This window comes from uncultured Microbacterium sp. (genome assembly GCF_963521645.1).
Lineage (GTDB): Bacteria > Actinomycetota > Actinomycetes > Actinomycetales > Microbacteriaceae > Microbacterium.
The window spans coordinates 1-18,950 of sequence record NZ_CAUQVQ010000048.1 but is presented as its reverse complement, the minus strand read 5'-3'; the positions used below and the strand labels follow the sequence as shown (position 1 = coordinate 18,950).

At 69.3% G+C, this 18,950-nt stretch carries 19 protein-coding genes and 1 riboswitch; of the genes, 1 reads left to right on the top strand and 18 read right to left on the bottom strand.

Going from position 1 to position 18,950, the window contains the following annotated elements:
- The 16 genes from thiD to infC form a co-directional block, all read right to left on the bottom strand.
- Nucleotides 1-1,793: bifunctional hydroxymethylpyrimidine kinase/phosphomethylpyrimidine kinase (thiD, locus tag RWO82_RS10885; protein WP_314426769.1), on the bottom strand; the 1,793-nt coding region annotated here is incomplete at its 3' end.
- Entirely contained in the window at nucleotides 1,790-2,638 is an 849-nt protein-coding gene (gene thiM / locus RWO82_RS10880; protein ID WP_314426768.1) for a hydroxyethylthiazole kinase, read from the bottom strand. The genes thiM and thiD, both read right to left, overlap by 4 nt.
- A riboswitch (TPP riboswitch) is annotated at nucleotides 2,629-2,722 on the bottom strand. Its footprint overlaps the gene before it by 10 nt.
- A 23-nt stretch (nucleotides 2,723-2,745) precedes the next feature.
- Nucleotides 2,746-3,711, bottom strand: coding sequence for an NAD-dependent epimerase/dehydratase family protein (locus RWO82_RS10875; protein WP_314426764.1), 966 nt, complete (start codon nucleotides 3,709-3,711; stop codon nucleotides 2,746-2,748).
- Nucleotides 3,712-3,791: 80 nt separating this feature from the next.
- On the bottom strand, nucleotides 3,792-6,296 hold the full coding sequence (gene pheT / locus RWO82_RS10870) for a phenylalanine--tRNA ligase subunit beta (protein ID WP_314426761.1): 2,505 nt from the start codon (nucleotides 6,294-6,296) through the stop codon (nucleotides 3,792-3,794).
- A complete protein-coding gene (gene pheS / locus RWO82_RS10865) occupies nucleotides 6,296-7,336 on the bottom strand; it encodes a phenylalanine--tRNA ligase subunit alpha (protein ID WP_314426759.1) in 1,041 nt (346 codons plus the stop codon). Before pheS ends, pheT begins: the two co-directional genes overlap by 1 nt.
- Nucleotides 7,337-7,384: 48 nt before the next feature.
- Nucleotides 7,385-8,317: an amino acid ABC transporter permease gene (locus RWO82_RS10860; protein WP_314426758.1), complete on the bottom strand. Its 933-nt coding sequence runs from the start codon at nucleotides 8,315-8,317 to the stop codon at nucleotides 7,385-7,387.
- Entirely contained in the window at nucleotides 8,314-8,970 is a 657-nt protein-coding gene (locus tag RWO82_RS10855; RefSeq protein WP_314426756.1) for an amino acid ABC transporter permease, read from the bottom strand. The genes RWO82_RS10860 and RWO82_RS10855 overlap by 4 nt, the downstream gene beginning before the upstream one ends.
- A gap of 59 nt (nucleotides 8,971-9,029) precedes the next feature.
- On the bottom strand, nucleotides 9,030-9,938 hold the full coding sequence (locus tag RWO82_RS10850) for a glutamate ABC transporter substrate-binding protein (protein ID WP_314426753.1): 909 nt from the start codon (nucleotides 9,936-9,938) through the stop codon (nucleotides 9,030-9,032).
- A gap of 46 nt (nucleotides 9,939-9,984) precedes the next feature.
- Nucleotides 9,985-10,734 (bottom strand): amino acid ABC transporter ATP-binding protein, encoded by a 750-nt coding sequence (locus tag RWO82_RS10845; RefSeq protein WP_399540764.1) that lies wholly within the window; start codon nucleotides 10,732-10,734, stop codon nucleotides 9,985-9,987.
- Between the two features lie 346 nt (nucleotides 10,735-11,080).
- On the bottom strand, nucleotides 11,081-12,058 hold the full coding sequence (locus RWO82_RS10840; protein WP_314426750.1) for a TAXI family TRAP transporter solute-binding subunit: 978 nt from the start codon (nucleotides 12,056-12,058) through the stop codon (nucleotides 11,081-11,083).
- Nucleotides 12,055-13,434: a HAMP domain-containing sensor histidine kinase gene (locus RWO82_RS10835; protein WP_314426748.1), complete on the bottom strand. Its 1,380-nt coding sequence runs from the start codon at nucleotides 13,432-13,434 to the stop codon at nucleotides 12,055-12,057. Before RWO82_RS10835 ends, RWO82_RS10840 begins: the two co-directional genes overlap by 4 nt.
- Before the next feature lie 7 nt (nucleotides 13,435-13,441).
- Nucleotides 13,442-14,107: a response regulator transcription factor gene (locus RWO82_RS10830; protein WP_314426744.1), complete on the bottom strand. Its 666-nt coding sequence runs from the start codon at nucleotides 14,105-14,107 to the stop codon at nucleotides 13,442-13,444.
- Nucleotides 14,108-14,192: 85 nt separating this feature from the next.
- Entirely contained in the window at nucleotides 14,193-15,005 is an 813-nt protein-coding gene (locus tag RWO82_RS10825; RefSeq protein ID WP_314426743.1) for an RNA methyltransferase, read from the bottom strand.
- Between the two features lie 102 nt (nucleotides 15,006-15,107).
- Nucleotides 15,108-15,494, bottom strand: coding sequence for a 50S ribosomal protein L20 (gene rplT / locus RWO82_RS10820; RefSeq protein ID WP_045252681.1), 387 nt, complete (start codon nucleotides 15,492-15,494; stop codon nucleotides 15,108-15,110).
- 31 nt (nucleotides 15,495-15,525) lie between these two features.
- A complete protein-coding gene (rpmI, locus tag RWO82_RS10815) occupies nucleotides 15,526-15,720 on the bottom strand; it encodes a 50S ribosomal protein L35 (RefSeq protein ID WP_025105280.1) in 195 nt (64 codons plus the stop codon).
- Between the two features lie 73 nt (nucleotides 15,721-15,793).
- Nucleotides 15,794-16,432, bottom strand: coding sequence for a translation initiation factor IF-3 (infC, locus tag RWO82_RS10810; protein ID WP_314426771.1), 639 nt, complete (start codon nucleotides 16,430-16,432; stop codon nucleotides 15,794-15,796).
- Nucleotides 16,433-16,662: 230 nt separating this feature from the next.
- Here infC and RWO82_RS10805 point away from each other — a divergent pair, with 230 nt between their 5' ends.
- Nucleotides 16,663-17,061 carry a DUF1844 domain-containing protein gene (locus RWO82_RS10805; RefSeq protein ID WP_314426734.1) on the top strand — a complete coding sequence of 133 codons (399 nt, stop codon included), beginning with the start codon at nucleotides 16,663-16,665 and terminating at the stop codon, nucleotides 17,059-17,061.
- A gap of 27 nt (nucleotides 17,062-17,088) precedes the next feature.
- On the opposite strand, the gene RWO82_RS10800 is transcribed toward RWO82_RS10805, so the two are convergent.
- Nucleotides 17,089-17,928 carry an SseB family protein gene (locus RWO82_RS10800; RefSeq protein ID WP_314426731.1) on the bottom strand — a complete coding sequence of 280 codons (840 nt, stop codon included), beginning with the start codon at nucleotides 17,926-17,928 and terminating at the stop codon, nucleotides 17,089-17,091.
- Nucleotides 17,912-18,658 carry a bifunctional 1-(5-phosphoribosyl)-5-((5-phosphoribosylamino)methylideneamino)imidazole-4-carboxamide isomerase/phosphoribosylanthranilate isomerase PriA gene (gene priA, locus RWO82_RS10795; RefSeq protein WP_314426729.1) on the bottom strand — a complete coding sequence of 249 codons (747 nt, stop codon included), beginning with the start codon at nucleotides 18,656-18,658 and terminating at the stop codon, nucleotides 17,912-17,914. Before priA ends, RWO82_RS10800 begins: the two co-directional genes overlap by 17 nt.
- Nucleotides 18,659-18,950: the final 292 nt, after the last annotated feature.

Genomic DNA, 18,950 nt, shown 5'->3' with positions numbered 1-18,950 from the left:
GGAGCGGGCTCGACGCCGGACATCGCCGCATCCACGCCTTCGCCCGGCGTGAGCCACGAGGCGTGCAGTTGCAGCTCGCCGACGATCGCACCCTCGGCGGAGTGCGCCCAGAACGCCTGCTCGATGGGGGTGGGCGCGATACGGGCGGCCTCCGCGAGCACGCGGGCGTACTCGCGGAGGTACAGCGCGTCCTGCGCGAGGTAGAACAGGAACGGCGCACGAGCGAGGCTGCCGTCGGCCAGTCCACGGATGAACGCCGTCTCGTCGATCTCCGTCCGCACGCCCGCCGTGCGCTCCCACCAGTCGGCGCGGATGTCGGCGGGGGTGCGGCGCGTCTCGAGACCCCCGCGCTCCCACAATCCTGCGAAGTGACTGACCGGTCCGTGACCGCGTCCCACGCGCAGCGCGTCGCTCTCGCGCAGCGCCTCGCGCAGCCATGCACGCGCCGAGGCGATCGCATCGACGGGCGCCTCTCCGCGGGCGAGCCGCGCGGCCAGTGCGGAGGAGAGCGAGCACCCGGTGCCGTGCGTGTTCGCGGTGGGTATCCGCGTGCCCGGGAACTCCCGGCGCACTCCCGTCGCGACGTCGACCAGAGCATCGGGGACGTCTTCTCCGTCGAGGTGACCGCCCTTCACGAGGACGGCCACGCCGGTCGTCGTCGACAGCTCATGCGCGGCGGCGAGCGCATCGCCCCAGCCCGAGATCGCCCGTCCTGCCAGCACGGCGAGCTCAGCGAGGTTGGGGGTCACGACGTGTGCACGCCGGATGAGTTCGCGCAGCGCCGCCTCGGCATCCGGGTCGAGCAGCCTGTCGCCGCTGGTCGCGACCATGACCGGATCGAGGACGACGATCGGTGGCCGGATGCCATCCAGCCAGTCGGCGACGACCCGGATGACGTCGGCGTTCGCCAGCATCCCGATCTTCACCGCGTCGACGACGATGTCGTCGGAGATCGCCTCGAGCTGCTCGCGCACGAAGTCCACGGGCGGCACGTGCACCCCTCGCACCCCCGTCGTGTTCTGGGCGGTGAGGGCGGTGACGGCCGCCATCCCGTAGCCGCCGTTCGCGGCGATCGACTTGAGATCGGCCTGGATCCCCGCTCCTCCCGACGGGTCGCTGCCGGCGATGCTCAGCACCCGCGGCGTGCCCGCTGCACGCCACCGACGCACGAACGCCCGCGCGGTCTCGGCGGGGTCCGAGGCTCGGCACAGTGCGGAGACCACGGCGAGCCCGGCCGCACCCGCGGTGCGCAGCCGCTCGGTGTCATCGACGCCGACTCCCCCGATCGCCACGCACGGGAGCGTGGTCGTCTCGACGAGGGCGCGGAACCCCGCGACACCCAGGGCAGGCGGATGATCGGGCTTGGTGCCGGTGGGGCGGATCACGCCGACCCCCAGGTAGTCGACTGTGCCGGGCGGCAGCGCGTGCACGGCCTCGACGTGCTCGCGAGTGTTCGCCGTGAGTCCGATGAGCGCCTCGGCACCGAGGGCTTCACGAGCACGCAGGACCGACGTGTCCCCCTGCCCGAGGTGCACGCCGTCGACCCTCGCCCCCTGCTCGCGAGCGGCGAGGGCCGCACCGAGACGGTCGTTCACGACGAGCAGGGCGCGCCCGTCGATCGCGTGCGACAGTTCGATGAGCTGCGCCGTCGTCTCGGCATCCGTCGCAGTCTTGTCTCGCAGCTGCACGATGCGCACGCCCCCGTCGACCGCGCGGCGCACGGTCTCGACGACGCCGCGTTCACCGCAGAGTTGCGGATCCGTGACGAGATACAGCGAGAGGTCCGCGATCACAGCGCGTACTCCTCGAGGCGTGCGGCAGCGGTGATCTCGTACGGCTGCAGCGACGCGAGCGCGTCGAGCAGTTCGACGGCGAAGCTGCCGGGACCCGAGGCCCGTGCCGCCGCACGCTCCGCGGCGATCGTGTACACCAGGCTCGCCGAGGCGACAGCGGTCAGCGGATCGGTACCCGTCGACCGGGCGGCGCCCAGGAAGGCGGCCATCACGGCGCCCAGTGCGCACCCGCCGCCGGTGACTCTCGTGAGCAGTTCGTGACCGTTCGCGATCCGCACGACGCGGCGCCCGTCGGTGATGAGGTCGACGGGGCCCGAGACGGCGACGACGGAACCGTGTCGCGCGGCGAGCGCGAAGGCGGCCTCGGACGCGGCGTCCGTGGTGTCGGTCGCGTCGACGCCCCGGCCGCCCGCCGCGAGCCCTGCGAGAGCGAGGATCTCTGACGCGTTTCCACGGATCGCCGTGGGGCGGGAGGCGACGAGATCGTGCGCGAGGGCGGTGCGCACGGGCAGCGAACCGATCGCGACGGGGTCGAGCACCCAGGGCGTGCCTGCGGCGACGGCACCGTCGGCGGCTTCGACGCTCGCGGCCCGCTGCTCGGGAGTCGGAGTGCCGAGGTTGATCAGCACGCCTGAGGCGACGGCCGCGAAGAGCCCCGCTTCGTCGACGATGTCGACCATCGCCGGCGCGGCGCCGATCGCCAGCAGGATGTTGGCCGTGAACCCGGTCACCACGGTGTTGGTGATGCAGTGGGTCAGCGGTGGTGCCGCCCGCAGGGCGGACAGGAGGTCCGCGGCGGACACCGCGGTGGTCGATTCGGATTCCGGACGCAGACGATCGCTCATTGCGACATCCCTTCGCTAGTACGAACTAGATCAGGTTCGACGGGTGTGATCTCAGCCGCGGATGCGGCACCCCGTGTCACTCGTTCGCAGTCTATCGACGACCGCGCTCAGGCGAGTCGCCGCAGGAGCCTCAGTTCGTCCTCGCGGGTGAGACCCGCGCGTCTCGGCCGATCGATGCCGCGCTCGCGTTCGTCCTCGATCACGGTCGCGATCGTGTCGTCGAGCGGACGCAGCGCGCCTCCCGCGGCGGTGTAACGGGCGTGTGACCGCGCCATGAAGCCGGCGAGCTCCGTCGGCAGCCACAGCGGCAGCGAACGCTCCCCCGCCCAGTGGGCGACGCCGTTGTCCGCGAGGAAGGCATCGTCGGCCTCGACCGTGTCACCTCGATGCCCGACTTGTCGGCGCACCGCACCGAGCACGTCGTCGAGCGGATACCGGTCGCCGACCGCGTTGACCGTGCCGGTCGCCGACGTCGTGGCGATGAACTCCGCGAGGTCGTCGACGTCGATCACCTGTGCGGTGCGCCCCGCGACGCGAGGGAGCAGCACGGGAGCACCCTCGGACCGCAGGAAGGCCGCCGCCCAGTAGCCGAAACGATCGCTCGGATCGCCGTCGCCCACGATCAGCCCCGGACGCACGATCAGGGCACGATCGCCGAGTGTGCGCACGGCGTTCTCGGCCGCCACCTTCTGCGCGCCGTAGCCGTCGTCGCCTCCCGGCTCGGCCGGCGCGTGCAGCGCGGCCGACTCGTCCGCGCCGATCGTCACGTCATCCGAGTAGACCGAGATCGAGGAGACGAAGGTCCATCGGCGGGCTCGCTCACCCAGCGCCGTCAGCGCCGCGCCGACGTGCGCGGCGTCGGAGGAGACGTCGATCACGTGATCCCAGTCGCGGCCCGACACGGTGTCGTACGCTGTGGGATCGGATCGGTCGGCCAGGACGAGACTCGTCCCGTCCGGTGACGGGCGTCCGCCCCGCGCGAGGCACATGACCGTCGCTCCGCTCGCCAGCATTCGTCGGGCGATGCGGCTCGACAGCCAGCCCGTCCCACCCAGGATCAGCACATCGGTCATGCACTCAGGGGATCAGGTTCCGTCCGTCAGCGGAAGGGGCTTCCGCTGACGGCGGATCGGGCGAACGCGCGCGGCAGGTGTCAGTCGCGCAGCGTCGCGCCGAAGCGCTCGGCCGCGAGGGCGACACCTGCGAGCTTGGCCTCGCTGGCCTCGGCCGCAGTGAGCGTGCGGTCGTCGGCACGGAAGCGCAGCGCGAACGTGAGGCTCTTCTGCCCCTCGCCCACGCCGTCGCCGCGGTAGTCGTCCACGAGACGGATCGACTCGAGGAGCGCTCCGGCACCGTCGACCAGCGCCGCGCGCACCTCGCCCGCGGAGACCTCCGCCCCGAGCACGAGCGAGACGTCCTGGGTCGCGGCGGGGAACGTCGAGAGCGACGCGGCGACGGCGCGTCCGCCGCTCATCGAGAGGACACCGTCGAGATCGAGCTCGAGCACGGTCGCACGACCAGGCAGATCGGCAGCGTCAGACACATCCGGGTGGAGTTCGCCGACGTATCCGACCTCGACGTCTCCCACGAAGAGCAGGCCCGTACGGCCCGGGTGCAGCGCGGCGCGCTGGCCCTGGACCACGTCGAGTTCCACGCCCGCGGCGGCCGCGATGACCCCGGCAGCATCGAGCGCCTCCGACAGACCGTAGGGCTCCGCGGGGCGACCGGGCTGTCGTGCGGCGACGTTGCCCGTGAACAGCGCCGCCACGTGGCGGTGCTGCGGCGGGATCGAGGCGTTCAGCGCAGCGAGCGTCTCGTCCGACGGGCGCACACCCAGCGGTGGCACCTCGTCGGTGCCGTACTCGACGCCGGGCTCGGGCAGGAACACCACTCCGGTCTCGAACAGCGCGAGGTCCGTGAGCCCGCGCGAGATGTTGCGATGCGCGGTGTGGAGCAGCCCGGGGATGAGCGAGCGACGCAGGAACGGCGCCGATCCGTCGAGCGGGTTCGCGAGCCGGATGCTGGGCAGGTGCTCACCAGATGCGGATCCGTGCAGGTCGTTCTCGGCCTCCGTCGTGAAGGGGAAGGACGGCGTCTCGACGAGACCCGCCGCGGCCAGCGCGTCGGCGACGCGTCGGCGTCCCTGCTGATGCGCAGTCAGGCCGCGGCCCGACGGCGGCGTCGGCAGCACCGACGGGATGCGGTCGAGACCGTGGATGCGGGCGACCTCTTCGGCGAGCGACCACTTGTCGGTGAGATCGGGTCGCCAGGTCGGCGGGATGACCGTCCAGCCGGCATCCGACTCGGAGACCTCGCCGCCGATGGTCGTGAGCGCTCCGACGATCTCGTCGTCGGAGTAGTCGACGCCGATGAGCCCCTGCACGAATCCTCGCGGAAGCTCGATGTCGGCCACGAAGACCTCGGCGAACAGCGCTCCGCCCTCTTCGGTGAGCGTGCCCCCGGCCAGTTCGACCATCAGATCGGCCGCGCGACGCGCCGCGACGAACGGCACGAGCGGGTCGACGCCGCGCTCGAAGCGCTTGGACGCCTCGCTGGGCAGCTTGTGACGACGAGCGGTGCGGGCGATCGTCACGGGGTCGAACGTCGCTGCCTCGATGAGCACGTTGCGGGTCGTGTCGCTCATCTCGGTCGTGCCGCCGCCCATGACGCCGGCCAGGCCGATCGGTCCGGAGTCGTCGGTGATGAGCAGGTCCTCGACGTGGAGCGTGCGCTCCTGGCCGTCGAGCGTCGTCATCTTCTCGCCGGGAGTCGCGCGACGCACCGTGATGCCGCCGGCGAGCTTGTCGAGGTCGTAGCCGTGGAGCGGCTGTCCCAGCTCGAGCATCACGTAGTTCGTGATGTCGATCAGGATGCCGAGCGAGCGCATGCCGGCGAGGGAGAGCCGGGCGATCATCCACGGCGGCGTCGGGCGTGCCGGATCGACGTCGCGCACGACGCGGGTGACGAACTCGCTCGCGCCGACGCGTCCGCGCACCGGAGCCGCATCGTCGACGATCGCCGTGTGCCCGGCACCGGGCTGCAGCTCGGCGAAGTCGCGTTCGGCCGGGTCCCGGAACGTCGCGCCGGTGGCATGCGAGTATTCGCGCGCCACACCGCGAAGGGAGAAGGCGTAGCCGCGATCGGGCGTGACGTTGATCTCGACCGCCACGTCGTCGAGACCGAGCAGACTGATCGCGTCGGTGCCGACAGGGGCGTCGATTCCGAGGTCGGCGAGAACGAGGATACCGTTGTGCTCGTCGCCGAGGCCCAGCTCACGCGCCGAGGCGATCATGCCGTCGGACACATGACCGTAGGTCTTGCGTGCCGCGATCGGGAACGGGCCGGGGAGCACGGCACCGGGAAGCGTCACGATGACCTTGTCGCCCGCGACGAAGTTGTGCGCACCGCACACGATCCCGCGGACGCCGCCGTTCTCCTCCCCCACGTCGACCTGGCACCAGTTGATGGTCTTGCCGTTGGACTGCGGCTCGGCCTCGAGCGAGACGACCTGTCCGACCACGACGGGACCCGAGATGTCGAAGCTGTGCACGTCCTCTTCTTCGAAGCCGACGGTGACCATCGCCGCCAAGACGTCTTCGGGCGTCGCATCCCCTGCCAGATCGACGTACTCACGCAGCCACGAAAGCGGGACGCGCATCACACCACCATCCCGTACTGCTCGCTGAATCGGACATCGCCCTCGGCCATGTCGCGCATGTCCTGCACATCACTGCGGAACATGAGTGCCCGTTCGACGCCCATGCCGAACGCGAAGCCGCTGTAGACATCGGGGTCGATCCCGGCCGCGCGGAGCACGTTCGGGTTGACCATCCCGCACCCGCCCCACTCGATCCATCGCGCGCCGCCCTTGAAGGTCGGGTGCCACAGGTCGAGCTCGGCCGACGGCTCGGTGAACGGGAAGAAGTTGGTGCGGAAGCGCGTCTTGGCCTCCGGGCCGAAGAGCTGGCGCGCGACGTGGTCGAGCGTGCCCTTGAGGTGCGCCATCGAGATGCCCTTGTCGACGACGAGTCCCTCGAACTGCGTGAACACGGGCAGATGCGTCGCGTCGAACTCGTCGGTGCGGTACACCCGTCCCGGGCACAGCACGTAGATCGGCACCTCGCGGTCGAGCATCGAGCGCACCTGCACCGGGCTCGTGTGCGTGCGCATGACCAGATGGCGCGACGGCGGGTCGACGTAGAACGTGTCCTGCTCCTGGCGGGCGGGGTGGTCGACATCGAAGTTCAGGGCGTCGAAGTTGAACCACTCGTGCTCGAGCTCGGGCCCCTCAGCGATCTCCCACCCCATGCCGACGAAGATGTCGGAGATCTGCTCGCTGAGCAGGGTGAGCGGATGCCGCGCACCCACGCGAGTGCGAGCGGGGACGGCCGTGATGTCGACCCGCTCGGACTCGAGACGGGCGGCGACCTCGGCCGCGGCGAGCTCCGCCTCCTTGGCGGCGAGGGCCTTCGTGACCTGGCCGCGGCCTTGACCGACGAGCTTGCCGAACGCGGCCTTGTTCTCGGGAGCGACCTGACGCATCGAGGCGTTCAGCACCGCGAGCGGCGAGCCCTCGGCGACGTGCGCGGCGCGAGCTGCTTTCAGTTCGGTCGTATCGGCGGATGCGGCGATCGCTTCGAGCGCAGCCGCGACGGCCGCTTCGACCGCTTCCGGGGTGATTTCGGGAGACTCAGACACGAGTAAGGAGTCTACCGGCGCGAGGCGGTCGCCCCGCGCCGGTGAGAGTCACTTCGGCTCGGGGCCGTCGAGCCCGCCCGTCCCGCCGAACCCGCTGCCCCCGCGCTGCAGGGTGATGAGCTCGGTGTCGGTGCCGTCGCCGTGCTGACGCGGATCCTCGGCGGCGTGGATCGCCTTGACCTTGGGCGAACGGCGGGTCTGGATCTCCACCCACTTCGCGATCCCCGAGAGGATCAGGCACATGATGATGTAGATGCCGCCGATCACGAAGGCCGACTGCAGGATCGGACGACCCTGCTGCGACGTCAGCTGCTTCGCGTAGTACAGCAGCTCGGGGTACGTGATGATGAACCCGAGCGCGGTGTCCTTCATGGTGACCACCAGCTGGGCCACGATCACGGGGAGCATCGCCCGGATCGCCTGCGGCAGCAGGATGAGACGCATCACGCCGCTCTTACGGAGCCCGATCGCGTAGCCCGCCTCTTTCTGCCCCCGGGGAAGCGACTCGATGCCGGCCCGGAGAACCTCTGCCAGCACCGAACCGTTGTACGCCATCAGGGCGATCACGACGGCCCAGTAGGGATCCATCTTGATCCCGACCACGGGGAGTCCGTAGTAGAGCAGCATCATGAACACCAGCACCGGCACGGCGCGGAAGAGCTCGGTGATCGCTGTCACAGGGATCCGCACCCACGCGTGCTCCGAGAGTCGCCCGATGGCGAGCACGAAACCGAGGACCACGCTGAGGACGGCGGCGAGTGCGAACGCGGCGAGAGTGTTGCCCAGCGCCTTGAAGATGCCCATCCACACGTTGGAGAACGTGAACACGAACCACTTCTCGGCCGAGAACTGCCCCGTCTCCACCATGCGGTAGACGATGAAGCCGACGGCGGCGAGAACGACGACGACGGTGGCGACGGCGATGATCCGATTGCGGGCGATCGCCCGGGGTCCGGGGACGTCGTACAGTACAGAGCTCATCGCGCGATCCTCCAACGGTTCTCGAGATATCGCTGCAGCCAGCTCAACAGCAGCACCAGGGCGACGAACACGACGGCGACCCAGAGGAGGACCTCCATCGGGTTGCCGGGGCGGTCGGCCGAATCGTTGATCGTCGATCGGAGGGCCGCGAGCTCGGCGACCGAGAACCCGGCCGCGACGGTCGTGTTCTTCAAGAGCGCGATGAAGACGCTCATCATCGGCGGGACGACGGAGCGGAACGCCTGCGGGAGGATCACGAGACCCATGACCTGTCCGAAGGGGAGTCCGATCGCCCGTGCCGCCTCGGCCTGACCGACCGGGACGGTGTTGATCCCCGCCCTCAGCACCTCGGCCACGTAGGTCGCCGTGTAGATGCCGATGGCCAGGATGCCGAGCACGAGGTTCGACAGATCAGGGAGCCCGAGTTGCGGGTATCCGAAGACGAAGAAGAAGAATACGAGGGTCAGCGGGGTGTTGCGCACGGTGTTCACGTACACCGTGCCGACGCCGCGGGCGATGGGCACCGGCGAGACACGCATCGCGCCCACGATCAGACCCAGGATCAGCGCGATGATCCCGCCCGCGAAGAACACGATCAGCGTGTTGCTGACCGCCTGTCCCCACAGGTCGAGGTTGCCGAAGATGACGTCCACGCCACCCTCCCTTCGTGAGAGTGAATGGGCGGCCTCCCCGAGGAGGCCGCCCATGTCGATCAGTACGCGTCGACCTCGGGCTGTTCGACCTCGATGCCACTCGAACCGAGGTTCGCGTCGAAGATCGCCTGCCAGATGTCGCCACCGTCGGTGAAGAGCTCGTTGATGTGGGTGCGCAGCGCGTCATCGCCCTTCGTGAGGCCGACACCGTAGCGCTCCTCCGTGAAGAGGCCGCCGGTGACCTTGACGTCGTCCGGGTACTGCGCCGCGTAGCCGATCAGGATGGCCTGGTCGGTGGTGACCGCGTCGACCTTGCCGTCGATCAGGTCCTGGACGCAGGCGGAGTACAGGTCGTACTCCTGCGTCTTGATGTCAGGGAAGTTCGCCTTGATGTTCTGGATCGGCGTCGAGCCGGTCGCCGAGCAGACGGTCTTCCCGTTGAAGTCCTCGAGCGCCTCGGCGTCGTCCGCATCGGCGGCGACCAGGAGTCCCTGCCCCGTGATGAAGTACGGGCCGGCGAAGTCGATGAGCTCCTTGCGCTTGTCGTTGATGGAGTAGGTGCCGACGTAGTAGTCGATGTCACCGTTGGTGATCGCCTGCTCGCGGTTGGCGGACGCGATCGGCTTGAACTCGATCTTGTCCTCGTCGTATCCGAGCGAGGCGGCGATCCAGCGTGCGATGTCGACGTCGAAACCGGTGCGCTCACCCGTCGTCACGTCGAGGTAGCCGAGACCGGGCTGGTCCTCCTTGACACCGACGACGACCTTGTCGCGCTCCTGGATGGCGTCGAACGTCGGGCTGCCCTCGAGCTGCACGTCTTCCGCGACCTCGAACCAGGTCGAGTCCTCGCCCTCTTCGCCACCGGTGCCTCCGCCGGGGTTGGACGGGCTGCCGCTGTTGCAGGCGGTCAGGGCGAGCATCGCTGCTGCAGCGATCCCGATCCCTGCCAGTGTCCGTGTGCGTCGCATGTGCGTCTCCTTCTTGTGCTGTGTGTGCAAAGGTCTGTGTGGCTCGTCAGTGCGTGAGGAGCTTGGAGAGGAAGTCCTTGGCGCGATCGCTCTGGGGATTCGTGAAGAACTCCTCGGGAGTCGCCTCCTCCACGATCTTCCCGTCGGCCATGAACACCACGCGGTTGGCGGCCTTCCGCGCGAAGCCCATCTCGTGGGTCACGACGATCATCGTCATGCCGTCGCGCGCGAGCTCGACCATGACGTCGAGAACCTCGTTGATCATCTCGGGGTCGAGCGCACTGGTCGGCTCGTCGAAGAGCATGACCTTGGGCTGCATCGCGAGAGCGCGGGCGATGGCCACACGCTGCTGCTGTCCGCCCGAGAGCTGTGCGGGGAGCTTGGAGGCCTGCTGCGCGACGCCGACGCGCTCGAGCAGCATCATCGCCTCCTTCTCGGCATCCGCCTTCTTCATGCCGCGCACCTTGATCGGGCCGAGCGTGACGTTCTCGAGGATCGTCAGATGAGCGAACAGATTGAACGACTGGAACACCATCCCGACGTCGGCGCGCAGGTTCGCCAGGCCCTTGCCCTCGGCCGGCAGTGCTTTGCCGTCGATGCTGATCGTGCCGCTCGTGATCGTCTCGAGTCGGTTGATCGTGCGGCACAGGGTCGACTTGCCCGAACCGGACGGGCCGATCACGACGACCACTTCCCCGCGGTTGACGGTCAGGTCGATGTCCGTCAGCGCCTGGAAGTCGCCATAGTGCTTCTGCACGTTGTCCACTACGACGAGGGGTTCACCAGAGGTCATCATTGCTCCAAACTACCCAGGCGATCTGGTCGCCTCCAGGCAGACTCTTCGAGATTTACACGTTCGTAATGGCGGATTCAAGGCGTCGGGCTCCCGGAGGGAGTGCCCCACGGCCCACCCCCGCGGACCGTGGGGGCGTTCCTGCCGCTCCGCTCCTCCCCCGAGGGATACGGAACAGCAAGCCTCCGATCGGATGCGACCGCCGTCGGATGCGGGCGGAGAGCCGGGCATCCGCCTGCATGAAGGGCGAATGCGGCATCTGAATTCTCCGTCGAATCGTCTGCGATCGATCACCACCCTGGCAGAGCACTGCGGCATCGCGAGAGTCTCTTGAGGATTTCTTGAGGGCTCAGTCGCGCTGCGCGCGGTAGTACTCGACGGCTCCGGGATGCAGAGGAACGGGCCCCGTGAAGATCGCCTGAGTCCGATCGAGCAGCGCCGCCGTCGGCACGCTCTGAGCGATGTGCGTCCGCGCGTCGAACAGCCCCGCCACCACGTCGCGGACGACCCCTCGTGGAGTGTCCGCCGAGGTCACGAGGTAATTGGGGACCGCCAGCGTCGTGACCGACTCCCCCAGGCCGTAGAGCCCCGTGGGAAGGTCGGACGACCGGTACGCGTCGGAGTGGCGCCGGTTCACCTCATCGACCCAGTCCTGCTCGACGGCCAGCAGACGCAGCGGCATCTCCTCTGCGAGTGCCCCGATGCCGGGCGTCGGGATCCCACCCACCCAGAAGAACGCGTCGATCTCGGACCGTTCGAGCGCGTCGATGGACTCCGCGAGATCCAGACGTCGATCGTCGATCGAGGTGACGTCGACGGCCGCCGCATCCAGAACCCGGCTGGCGATGACGTTGACGCCCGAGTTCTCCGCGCCCAACGACACCGCGCGGCCCGCGAGATCGGCCATCTCCCGGATGTCCGAGTCCCGGCGCACGACGACGTGCAGGTACTCGTCGTACAGCCGGGCGACGGCCTCGATCTCGAGCGGCGCGTCGAACGCCCCGGCCCCGGCGACGGCGTCTGCGGCGGCGTCGCCCTGTGCGAATCCGACCAGCGCGTCGCCCGCGTCGACCCGGAGCAGATTGTCGACGGATCCCGCCGTCTCCGCGGCCACGATCGGCACACCGAGCGCGGCCGACAGCTCGTCGGCGAGAGCCGTCCCGTACGCGAAGTACACACCGTCCGCACCGCCTCCGGCGATCGTGTGATCGCCGCCGGGCCACTCCGACGAGCGGCCCACGCACGCGCTGAGCGACATGACCGCGCCGGCGGCGAGCACGAGAGCGGTCAGGCGTGCGGCGAGCGTCGCTCGCGTCCTCCCCCTCACGCCGCGGCCTCGTCGGGCAGCACGAGCGAGACGGCCAGGCCGCCGCCCTCCGGGGACTCGACGCTCACGGATCCGCCGATGACCTCGAGCAGGTCGGTGGCGATCGCGAGCCCCAATCCCGACCCCGGCTTGTCTGCGACCTCGTCGCTCCGCCAGAAACGCCCCGTCGCGGACGCCAGTTCGTCCTGAGCGAGCCCAGGTCCCTGGTCGCGCACCACGAGCAGGCACACGGCGCCGTCACGTGTCGCCTCCACCTCGATGAGCGAATCCGCCGGGGAGTACTTCACGGCGTTGTCGATCACCGCATCCAGCGCGCTCTCCACGATCGTCCTGTCCGTGACACCGGTCACCGCGGAGCTCCTCCCCCGGAGCGTGACGCTGATGCCGCGCTGCGCCGCGACATCACGCCACGCCTCCACGCGCCGAGCGGCGAGCGCGGTGAGGTCGACGGTCCCGACGGTGGTGTCGGGGCGACCTCCCCGCGCGAGTCCGAGCAGCGTCTCGAGGATGCGCGTCATGCGACGGCCCTCTTCTCGGGTCTCCTCGACATCGTGCTGCCATTCCCGTCCGAGTCCGGTCGCGAGGTTCTCCACGCGCAGGAGCAGAGCGTTCAGCGGATTGCGCAGCTCGTGCGAGGCGTTCACCGCGAACTCCTGCTGGCGCGTCATGACCCGTTCGATCTCGTCGGCCATCCCGTTGAAGACCCGTGTCATGCGACGAAGCTCCGGCGGGCCGGTGTCCTCCGCCACGCGCGTGTCCATCTCACCCCGCTCGATCGCGACCATCGCCTCGTCGAGGCGCCGCACCGGCGCGAGCACCCAGCCGGCCAGCCGGAACACCAGCAGGACGCCACCGACGATCGACAGCACGGCCACGGCGGAGAGCAGGAGGATCTGCTGCAGGATCTGCGTCCTCGGGGCCTCGACGTCCGCCGAGACCATGACGGCCCCGATGACGTCGCCGTCGTCGAAGACGGGTTCGACGACCGTGGAGTGCGTCACGCTCCACGGGAGCACGGGCACCGGAGGCTCGGCGCGACGCCCGGAGAGCGCGAGACCGACACGCGACGCCTGATCGTCGAGAAGACTCCCCGCCTCGTCGCGGCCCGCTGCCCACACCGCTCCCGAGAGGTCGAAGACGACCACGTCGATGCCGTACACCTCGCCGAAGCGCCGCACCTCGGCCTCGATCACCGACGCACTGTCCGCGCGCAGCGCCTGCCTCGCACTGGTCACGAAGTAACCGAGATCGCCGAGCTGCTGCGTGTAGAAGGCCTGTTGGGTGCTCCGCGTCGCGCTCCAGGCCGCCGCTCCGCCGAGCAGGACGAGGATCGCGACGAGCGGCACGAGGAAGACGGCGATCAGGCGCCTGCGCACGATCGCCTCATCCCAGCCGGTAGCCGACGCCGCGCACGGTCTCGATGACCCCGCGCTGCCCGGTCTTCCTGCGGATCGCACCGACGTGGACTTCGAGCGAGTGGCCGAAGCCTCGCCAGTCCGTGTTCCAGACCTCGCGGATGAGACGCTCTTTCGGCACCGCGACACCGGGGTGCCGCGCGAGCACCGCCACGATGTCGAACTCCTTGCGGGTGAGCTCGATCGGCGACCGGTCCACGAGCACCTGTCGGCCCGCGAGGTCGATCTCCACGGTCCCGTCGTGCAGCAGAACGCTCGCTTCCGACTCCGGGCGAACGGGCCGGGACCGACGGGTCACCGCCTCGATGCGCGCGAGCAGCTCGTGCACGTCGTAGGGCTTGACCACGAAGTCGTCGGCGCCGGCGCGGAGCCCCTTGATCCGCTCGGTCACCTGGTTGCGCGCCGTCACGATCACGATCGGCACATCGCTGCGACCCCGGATACGGCGACACAGATCGATCCCGTCGACATCGGGAAGGCCGAGGTCGAGGAGCACCACCTCGGTGTCGGCGCCGATCATCTGCAGAGCGGCGGCACCGTCGGCCGCACGAGCGGTCGCATATCCGGAGCGGGCCAGGAACGCGTCGAGTGCGGCGGCGACACGTGCGTCGTCCTCCACGATCAGAATCCGCATCGACTCCGGTCCCCTTCTCCTGCTGGTGCAGGGGACAAACCTACCAGCGCGCGGACCGCTCGCCGACCCGACGAGGGGTCTCCGCTCACGCCTGCGCGTCGGCCCTCTGCGCGAACGCGCTCTCGTACAGACAGACGCTGGCTGCGGTGGCGAGATTGAGCGATTCCGCGCGTCCGAAGATGGGGAGCTTCAGCACGCGATCGGCGAGCAGCAGCGCGTCGTCCTCGAGGCCCCGCGCCTCATTGCCGAACAGCCAGGCGGTCGGCTCCGCGAGCACGCCCTCGGCGCGGGCGCGCAGCAGATCATCGCCCTTGACATCGGCGGCGAGGATCCGCAGCCCCGCGGCGTGCGCGCTGTCGATGACGTCGGGCAGCTCGGCCCCCACCGAGACCGGCAGGTGGAACAGCGAACCGGTCGTGGCCCGCACGACCTTGGGGTTGTAGGGGTCGACGGTACGGCCGGTGAGGATCACGGCGTCCGCGCCCGCAGCGTCGGCTGCCCGGATGATGGTGCCGAGGTTGCCCGGGTCCCTGATCTCCTCGCAGATCGCGATGAGGCGCGGGCCCGCGGCGAAGATGTCTCGGACCGACATGGGGGTCTGCCGCACGACCGCCACGATGCCCTGCGGCGTGACGGTGTCGGCCATCGCGTTGAGCACGTACTCCGTGACGTATTCGACATCGATGTCGGCGTCCGTCGCCTTGGCACGGATGTCGGGGTGCTTCTCCCACCCCGCGTGGGTGGCGAACAGCTCGACGATCGCCTCAGGACTGTAGGTGAGGGCCTCGCGAACCGCTTGCGGGCCTTCGAGGAGGTACAGGCCTGTCTCGGCACGCGCGCTGCGCTTGGTCAGCTTCGCGACGGAACGGACTCGGGGGGAGCGGGGGTTCTCCAGCACGCTCTCAGTCTAGAGTTCCCGGCGGTGCCGCGCCGCGCACCCCACGGCGGAACGACAGAGGACGCCCTCCCGAAGGAGGACGTCCTCTGACTGAAGAGCTGCTTACGCGGCCGACTTCGGTGCGTTGACGTCGGAAGGCAGAGCCTTCTTCGCCGTCTCGACCAGAGTCGTGAACGTGGCGGCGTCGTTGACCGCGAGGTCGGCGAGCATGCGACGGTCGACCGTGACACCCGCGAGGCCGAGGCCCTGGATGAAGCGGTTGTACGTGATGCCGTTCTGGCGTGCAGCGGCGTTGATGCGCTGGATCCACAGACGACGGAAGTCGCCCTTGCGCTTGCGACGGTCCCGGTACGAGTAGACCAGGGAGTGGATGACCTGCTCCTTGGCCTTCCGGTAGAGGCGCGAACGCTGACCGCGGTAACCGGAGGCGCGCTCGAGGATGACGCGACGCTTCTTGTGGGCGTTTACCGCCCGCTTGACTCTTGCCATTTTCCTGTGTTCCTATTCTGCGTTCGGGCGCTCAGCGACCGAGAAGCTTCTTGGCGACCTTGAAGTCGGCCTTCGCCAGCACCTGGTCCTGGTTCAGACGACGGGTGCGACGGCTCGACTTGTGCTCGAGGTTGTGGCGCATGCCAGCCTGCTGCTTCTTCAGCTTGCCGCTGCCGGTGATCTTGAAGCGCTTCTTAGCACCCGAGTGGGTCTTCTGCTTCGGCATCTTCTCTTCCTTCGTATGGCGCCTTCTCAGGCGACGGTGTCAACCCGCGGTGCGGGAGTCTGTGGGGCGGGTGTCACTCCGCCGTGGCCTCTGCGGGAGCATCCGCGTCGGTCTTCGCGCTGCGCGCCGCCTGCTTGTTCGCCGCACGCGCCGCGTTCTGCTCCTGCTTGGCCTCGGACTTGCTCTTCAGCGGAGCCACGATCATGACCATGTTGCGACCGTCGATGGTCGGGTTCGACTCGACGGTGCCGAGCTCCGCGACATCCTCCGCGAACTTGCGCAGCAGACGGACACCCTGCTCGGGACGCGACTGCTCGCGACCGCGGAACAGGATCATGGCCTTCACCTTGTCGCCGGCCTTGAGGAAGCCCTCGGCGCGCTTGAGCTTCGTCGTGTAGTCGTGCGCCTCGATCTTCAGTCGGAAGCGGACCTCTTTCAGGATGGTGTTCGCCTGGTTGCGGCGAGCCTCCTTCTCCTTCTGAGCTGCTTCGTACTTGAACTTGCCGTAGTCCATGATCTTGACCACGGGCGGCTTCGAGTTGGGTGCGACCTCGACGAGGTCGAGGTCGGCTTCCTGCGCAAGGCGCAGCGCCGCCTCGATGCGGACGACGCCGATCTGCTCACCCGCGGGTCCGACGAGGCGGACCTCGGGGACGCGGATGCGCTCATTGGTGCGGGGATCGCTGATGCGTAGCTCCTTAGACGATGGGATTCGGCCACCAGGATGCTGTCTGCATCCCGGGCGAAATCAGAATCGTCCCACCCACCGGCATTCAGACGCCGGCTCCGCACCCTACCTGCCGGATGCATCTGGTGATGCGATCCGGTGGAGTGCAAGACCCGGTAGCCTGGAACGGCAAGCGCGGGTGGGAAGTGAATCCTCTTTCGTGCCGGAGCATGACGCTCCGGAGCCCGACACAGTCTAACAGAAGGCAAGGCGAAGTGACGAACCAGGTATCGGACGAGGCAGCACGCGAGCGCGAAGAGCGCTGGGCGCGACAGGAGGAGGCGGCATCGTCCGCAACCCGGGACATCGCGGACGTGCCTGCGGTCGAGGTCATCACGACCGCAGCCGTGCACCTCATGAGCGCTGCCGCCGTCAAGCTCGGCCTCGCGGACGACCCCCGTGCCGCAGAGCAGCTCGATCTCGACGAGGCGCGCAAGCTCATCAACGCCCTCGCCGGACTCATCACCGCTGGCGCACCCGAGATCAGCGACATGCACGCACGTTCCCTGCGCGACGGTCTCCGCTCGCTGCAGCTCGCGTTCCGTGAGGCGTCCACGATCCCCGACCCGATCGGCAAGGGCCCGGGCGAGAAGTGGACGGGACCGGTCACCTAGGCCGCGATCGGCGCGGCGCGGGCGCGGTCAGACCGAACGGCGGAGCTTCACGGTCAACGAGTCCGCGAGCACCGCGATGCGGTCGTCCGCAGCCCAGCGCTGCGCGAGCCGTGCCAGCACGGCGTCGAGCACCTCTCGTTCCAGGCCGTCGACGAGTTCGAGCACCACGATCAGCTCCGGACCGCGGAGCCGCGCATCGGGATCGCCGGCGGCGACGGACACATCGATTACCGCGAGCTCATGCGCGACGCTCTCCTGCAGCGCCGCGAACACCTCGGGCGACAGGTTGCTCGGCTCCCAGGCGTGCCCCTGCGCGATCGCCCACACGGCGGGGCGACGGATGACGAACTCCGTGTCGGACGTCGGGTCGAGCACGATGAGGTCGGTGTCCTCGGCGGAGGCGGCCAGGGCGACGCGCGTCGCCTCGACAGGGATCGGGCGAGCCGTCGCATCCCATCGCCGCATGGCGTCGACAGACGAGAACACCGGCTGCACGCGGCGTCCGTCGGGAGCGGCCACCGTCACGATCGACAGCTCCTGCGTCTTGTCGACCGCGAGTCCGCCGGGTGCGATGCCCTCCTCCCCCATCTCGGCGACGAGGGGGATCAGCACGCGGGCGTCACGGAAGGCGTCGACGACCTCGCTCTGAGAGCCGTCGCCCGAGCGGAAGCGGAGGAGCGCGGCGAGGAGCGCAGGATCCGCGGAGCCGTCGTCGGCGGCGTGCGGATTCGACTCGAAGCTCCGCCCCTCCCAGGGCACACCCGCGGAGTCGCCGCGAGGACCCGGGAGCGAGTGGTGCGCTCCGCCGCCGTCGGGATCCTCGGGATCGTGCCCGGGCCCCTGGGTGTCGTCAGTGCCCCGCGACATCCAACGCCTCAGCAAGCGTGAAGGCGCCGGCATAGAGCGCCTTGCCGACGATCGCTCCCTCGACGCCGAGCGGAACGAGTGCGCGCAGCGCCGCGATGTCGTCGAGGCTCGAGATTCCGCCGGAGGCGACCACCGGCTTCGGCGTACGCGAGGTCATCTCGCGGAGCAGGTCGAGGTTCGGGCCCTTGAGGGTGCCGTCCTTCGTCACGTCGGTGACCACGTAGCGGCTGCACCCTGCCTCCTCCAGACGGTCCAGGACCTCCCAGAGGTCACCGCCGTCCTTGGTCCAGCCGCGAGCCGCGAGGGTCGTGCCGCGGACGTCGAGGCCCACCGCGATCGCCTCGCCGAAGCGGCCGATCACATCCGCCGCCCATTCCGGATTCTCCAGAGCAGCCGTGCCGAGGTTGATGCGCGTCGCCCCGCTCTCGAGTGCGGCTTCAAGAGTCGCGTCGTCACGGATGCCGCCCGAGAGCTCGATGTTCACGCCACGGAACTGCTTGATGACCTTGCGGAGGATGGGTGCGTTGCTGCCGCGACCGAATGCCGCGTCGAGGTCGACGAGGTGGATCCACTCCGCGCCCTGCGCGACCCATTCGCCCGCCGCGTCCAGCGGGTCGCCGTAGCTCGTCTCGGTACCCGCCTCTCCCTGGGTGAGCCGAACCGCCTTGCCGCCGGCGACATCGACGGCGGGGAGAAGGGTGAGCGAGGGAGACTGCGCGAAGTCGTTCATGACGTCCTCAGGTGAGATGGGAGGGCCGATTCGTCGGCACGAGAGTCGACATTAGCCGCCGCATCCGCCCGCTCCAAACCGATGACCGCAGGGAGCACCGGGCCCCAGGCGGTACCCTCGAAGACACACCTGTCCCGTCGGTGAGGAGATTGCCCCTATGGTGCGCGATGCGGAACCCCGAGGCAGCGGCCCCCTCCGGCGAGGGAACCCGATGCCTCCTGAGCCCCCCGAGAGCCGCGAGCCCGTGCCGCCCGCTCCGGGTGCGAGCGCACGCCCCTCCGCGCCCGCGACC

Excerpts from the sequence above, each read along its gene's own strand:
- thiM (WP_314426768.1), bottom strand. The coding sequence starts at position 2,638 with ATGAGCGATCGTCTGCGTCCGGAATCCGAATCGACCACCGCGGTGTCC.
- RWO82_RS10875 (WP_314426764.1), bottom strand. The coding sequence starts at position 3,711 with ATGACCGATGTGCTGATCCTGGGTGGGACGGGCTGGCTGTCGAGCCGC.
- pheT (WP_314426761.1), bottom strand. The coding sequence starts at position 6,296 with ATGCGCGTCCCGCTTTCGTGGCTGCGTGAGTACGTCGATCTGGCAGGG.
- RWO82_RS10860 (WP_314426758.1), bottom strand. The coding sequence starts at position 8,317 with ATGAGCTCTGTACTGTACGACGTCCCCGGACCCCGGGCGATCGCCCGC.
- RWO82_RS10850 (WP_314426753.1), bottom strand. The coding sequence starts at position 9,938 with ATGCGACGCACACGGACACTGGCAGGGATCGGGATCGCTGCAGCAGCG.
- RWO82_RS10845 (WP_399540764.1), bottom strand. The coding sequence starts at position 10,734 with ATGATGACCTCTGGTGAACCCCTCGTCGTAGTGGACAACGTGCAGAAG.
- RWO82_RS10830 (WP_314426744.1), bottom strand. The coding sequence starts at position 14,107 with ATGCGGATTCTGATCGTGGAGGACGACGCACGTGTCGCCGCCGCACTC.
- rplT (WP_045252681.1), bottom strand. The coding sequence starts at position 15,494 with ATGGCAAGAGTCAAGCGGGCGGTAAACGCCCACAAGAAGCGTCGCGTC.
- rpmI (WP_025105280.1), bottom strand. The coding sequence starts at position 15,720 with ATGCCGAAGCAGAAGACCCACTCGGGTGCTAAGAAGCGCTTCAAGATC.
- RWO82_RS10800 (WP_314426731.1), bottom strand. The coding sequence starts at position 17,928 with ATGTCGCGGGGCACTGACGACACCCAGGGGCCCGGGCACGATCCCGAG.
- priA (WP_314426729.1), bottom strand. The coding sequence starts at position 18,658 with ATGAACGACTTCGCGCAGTCTCCCTCGCTCACCCTTCTCCCCGCCGTC.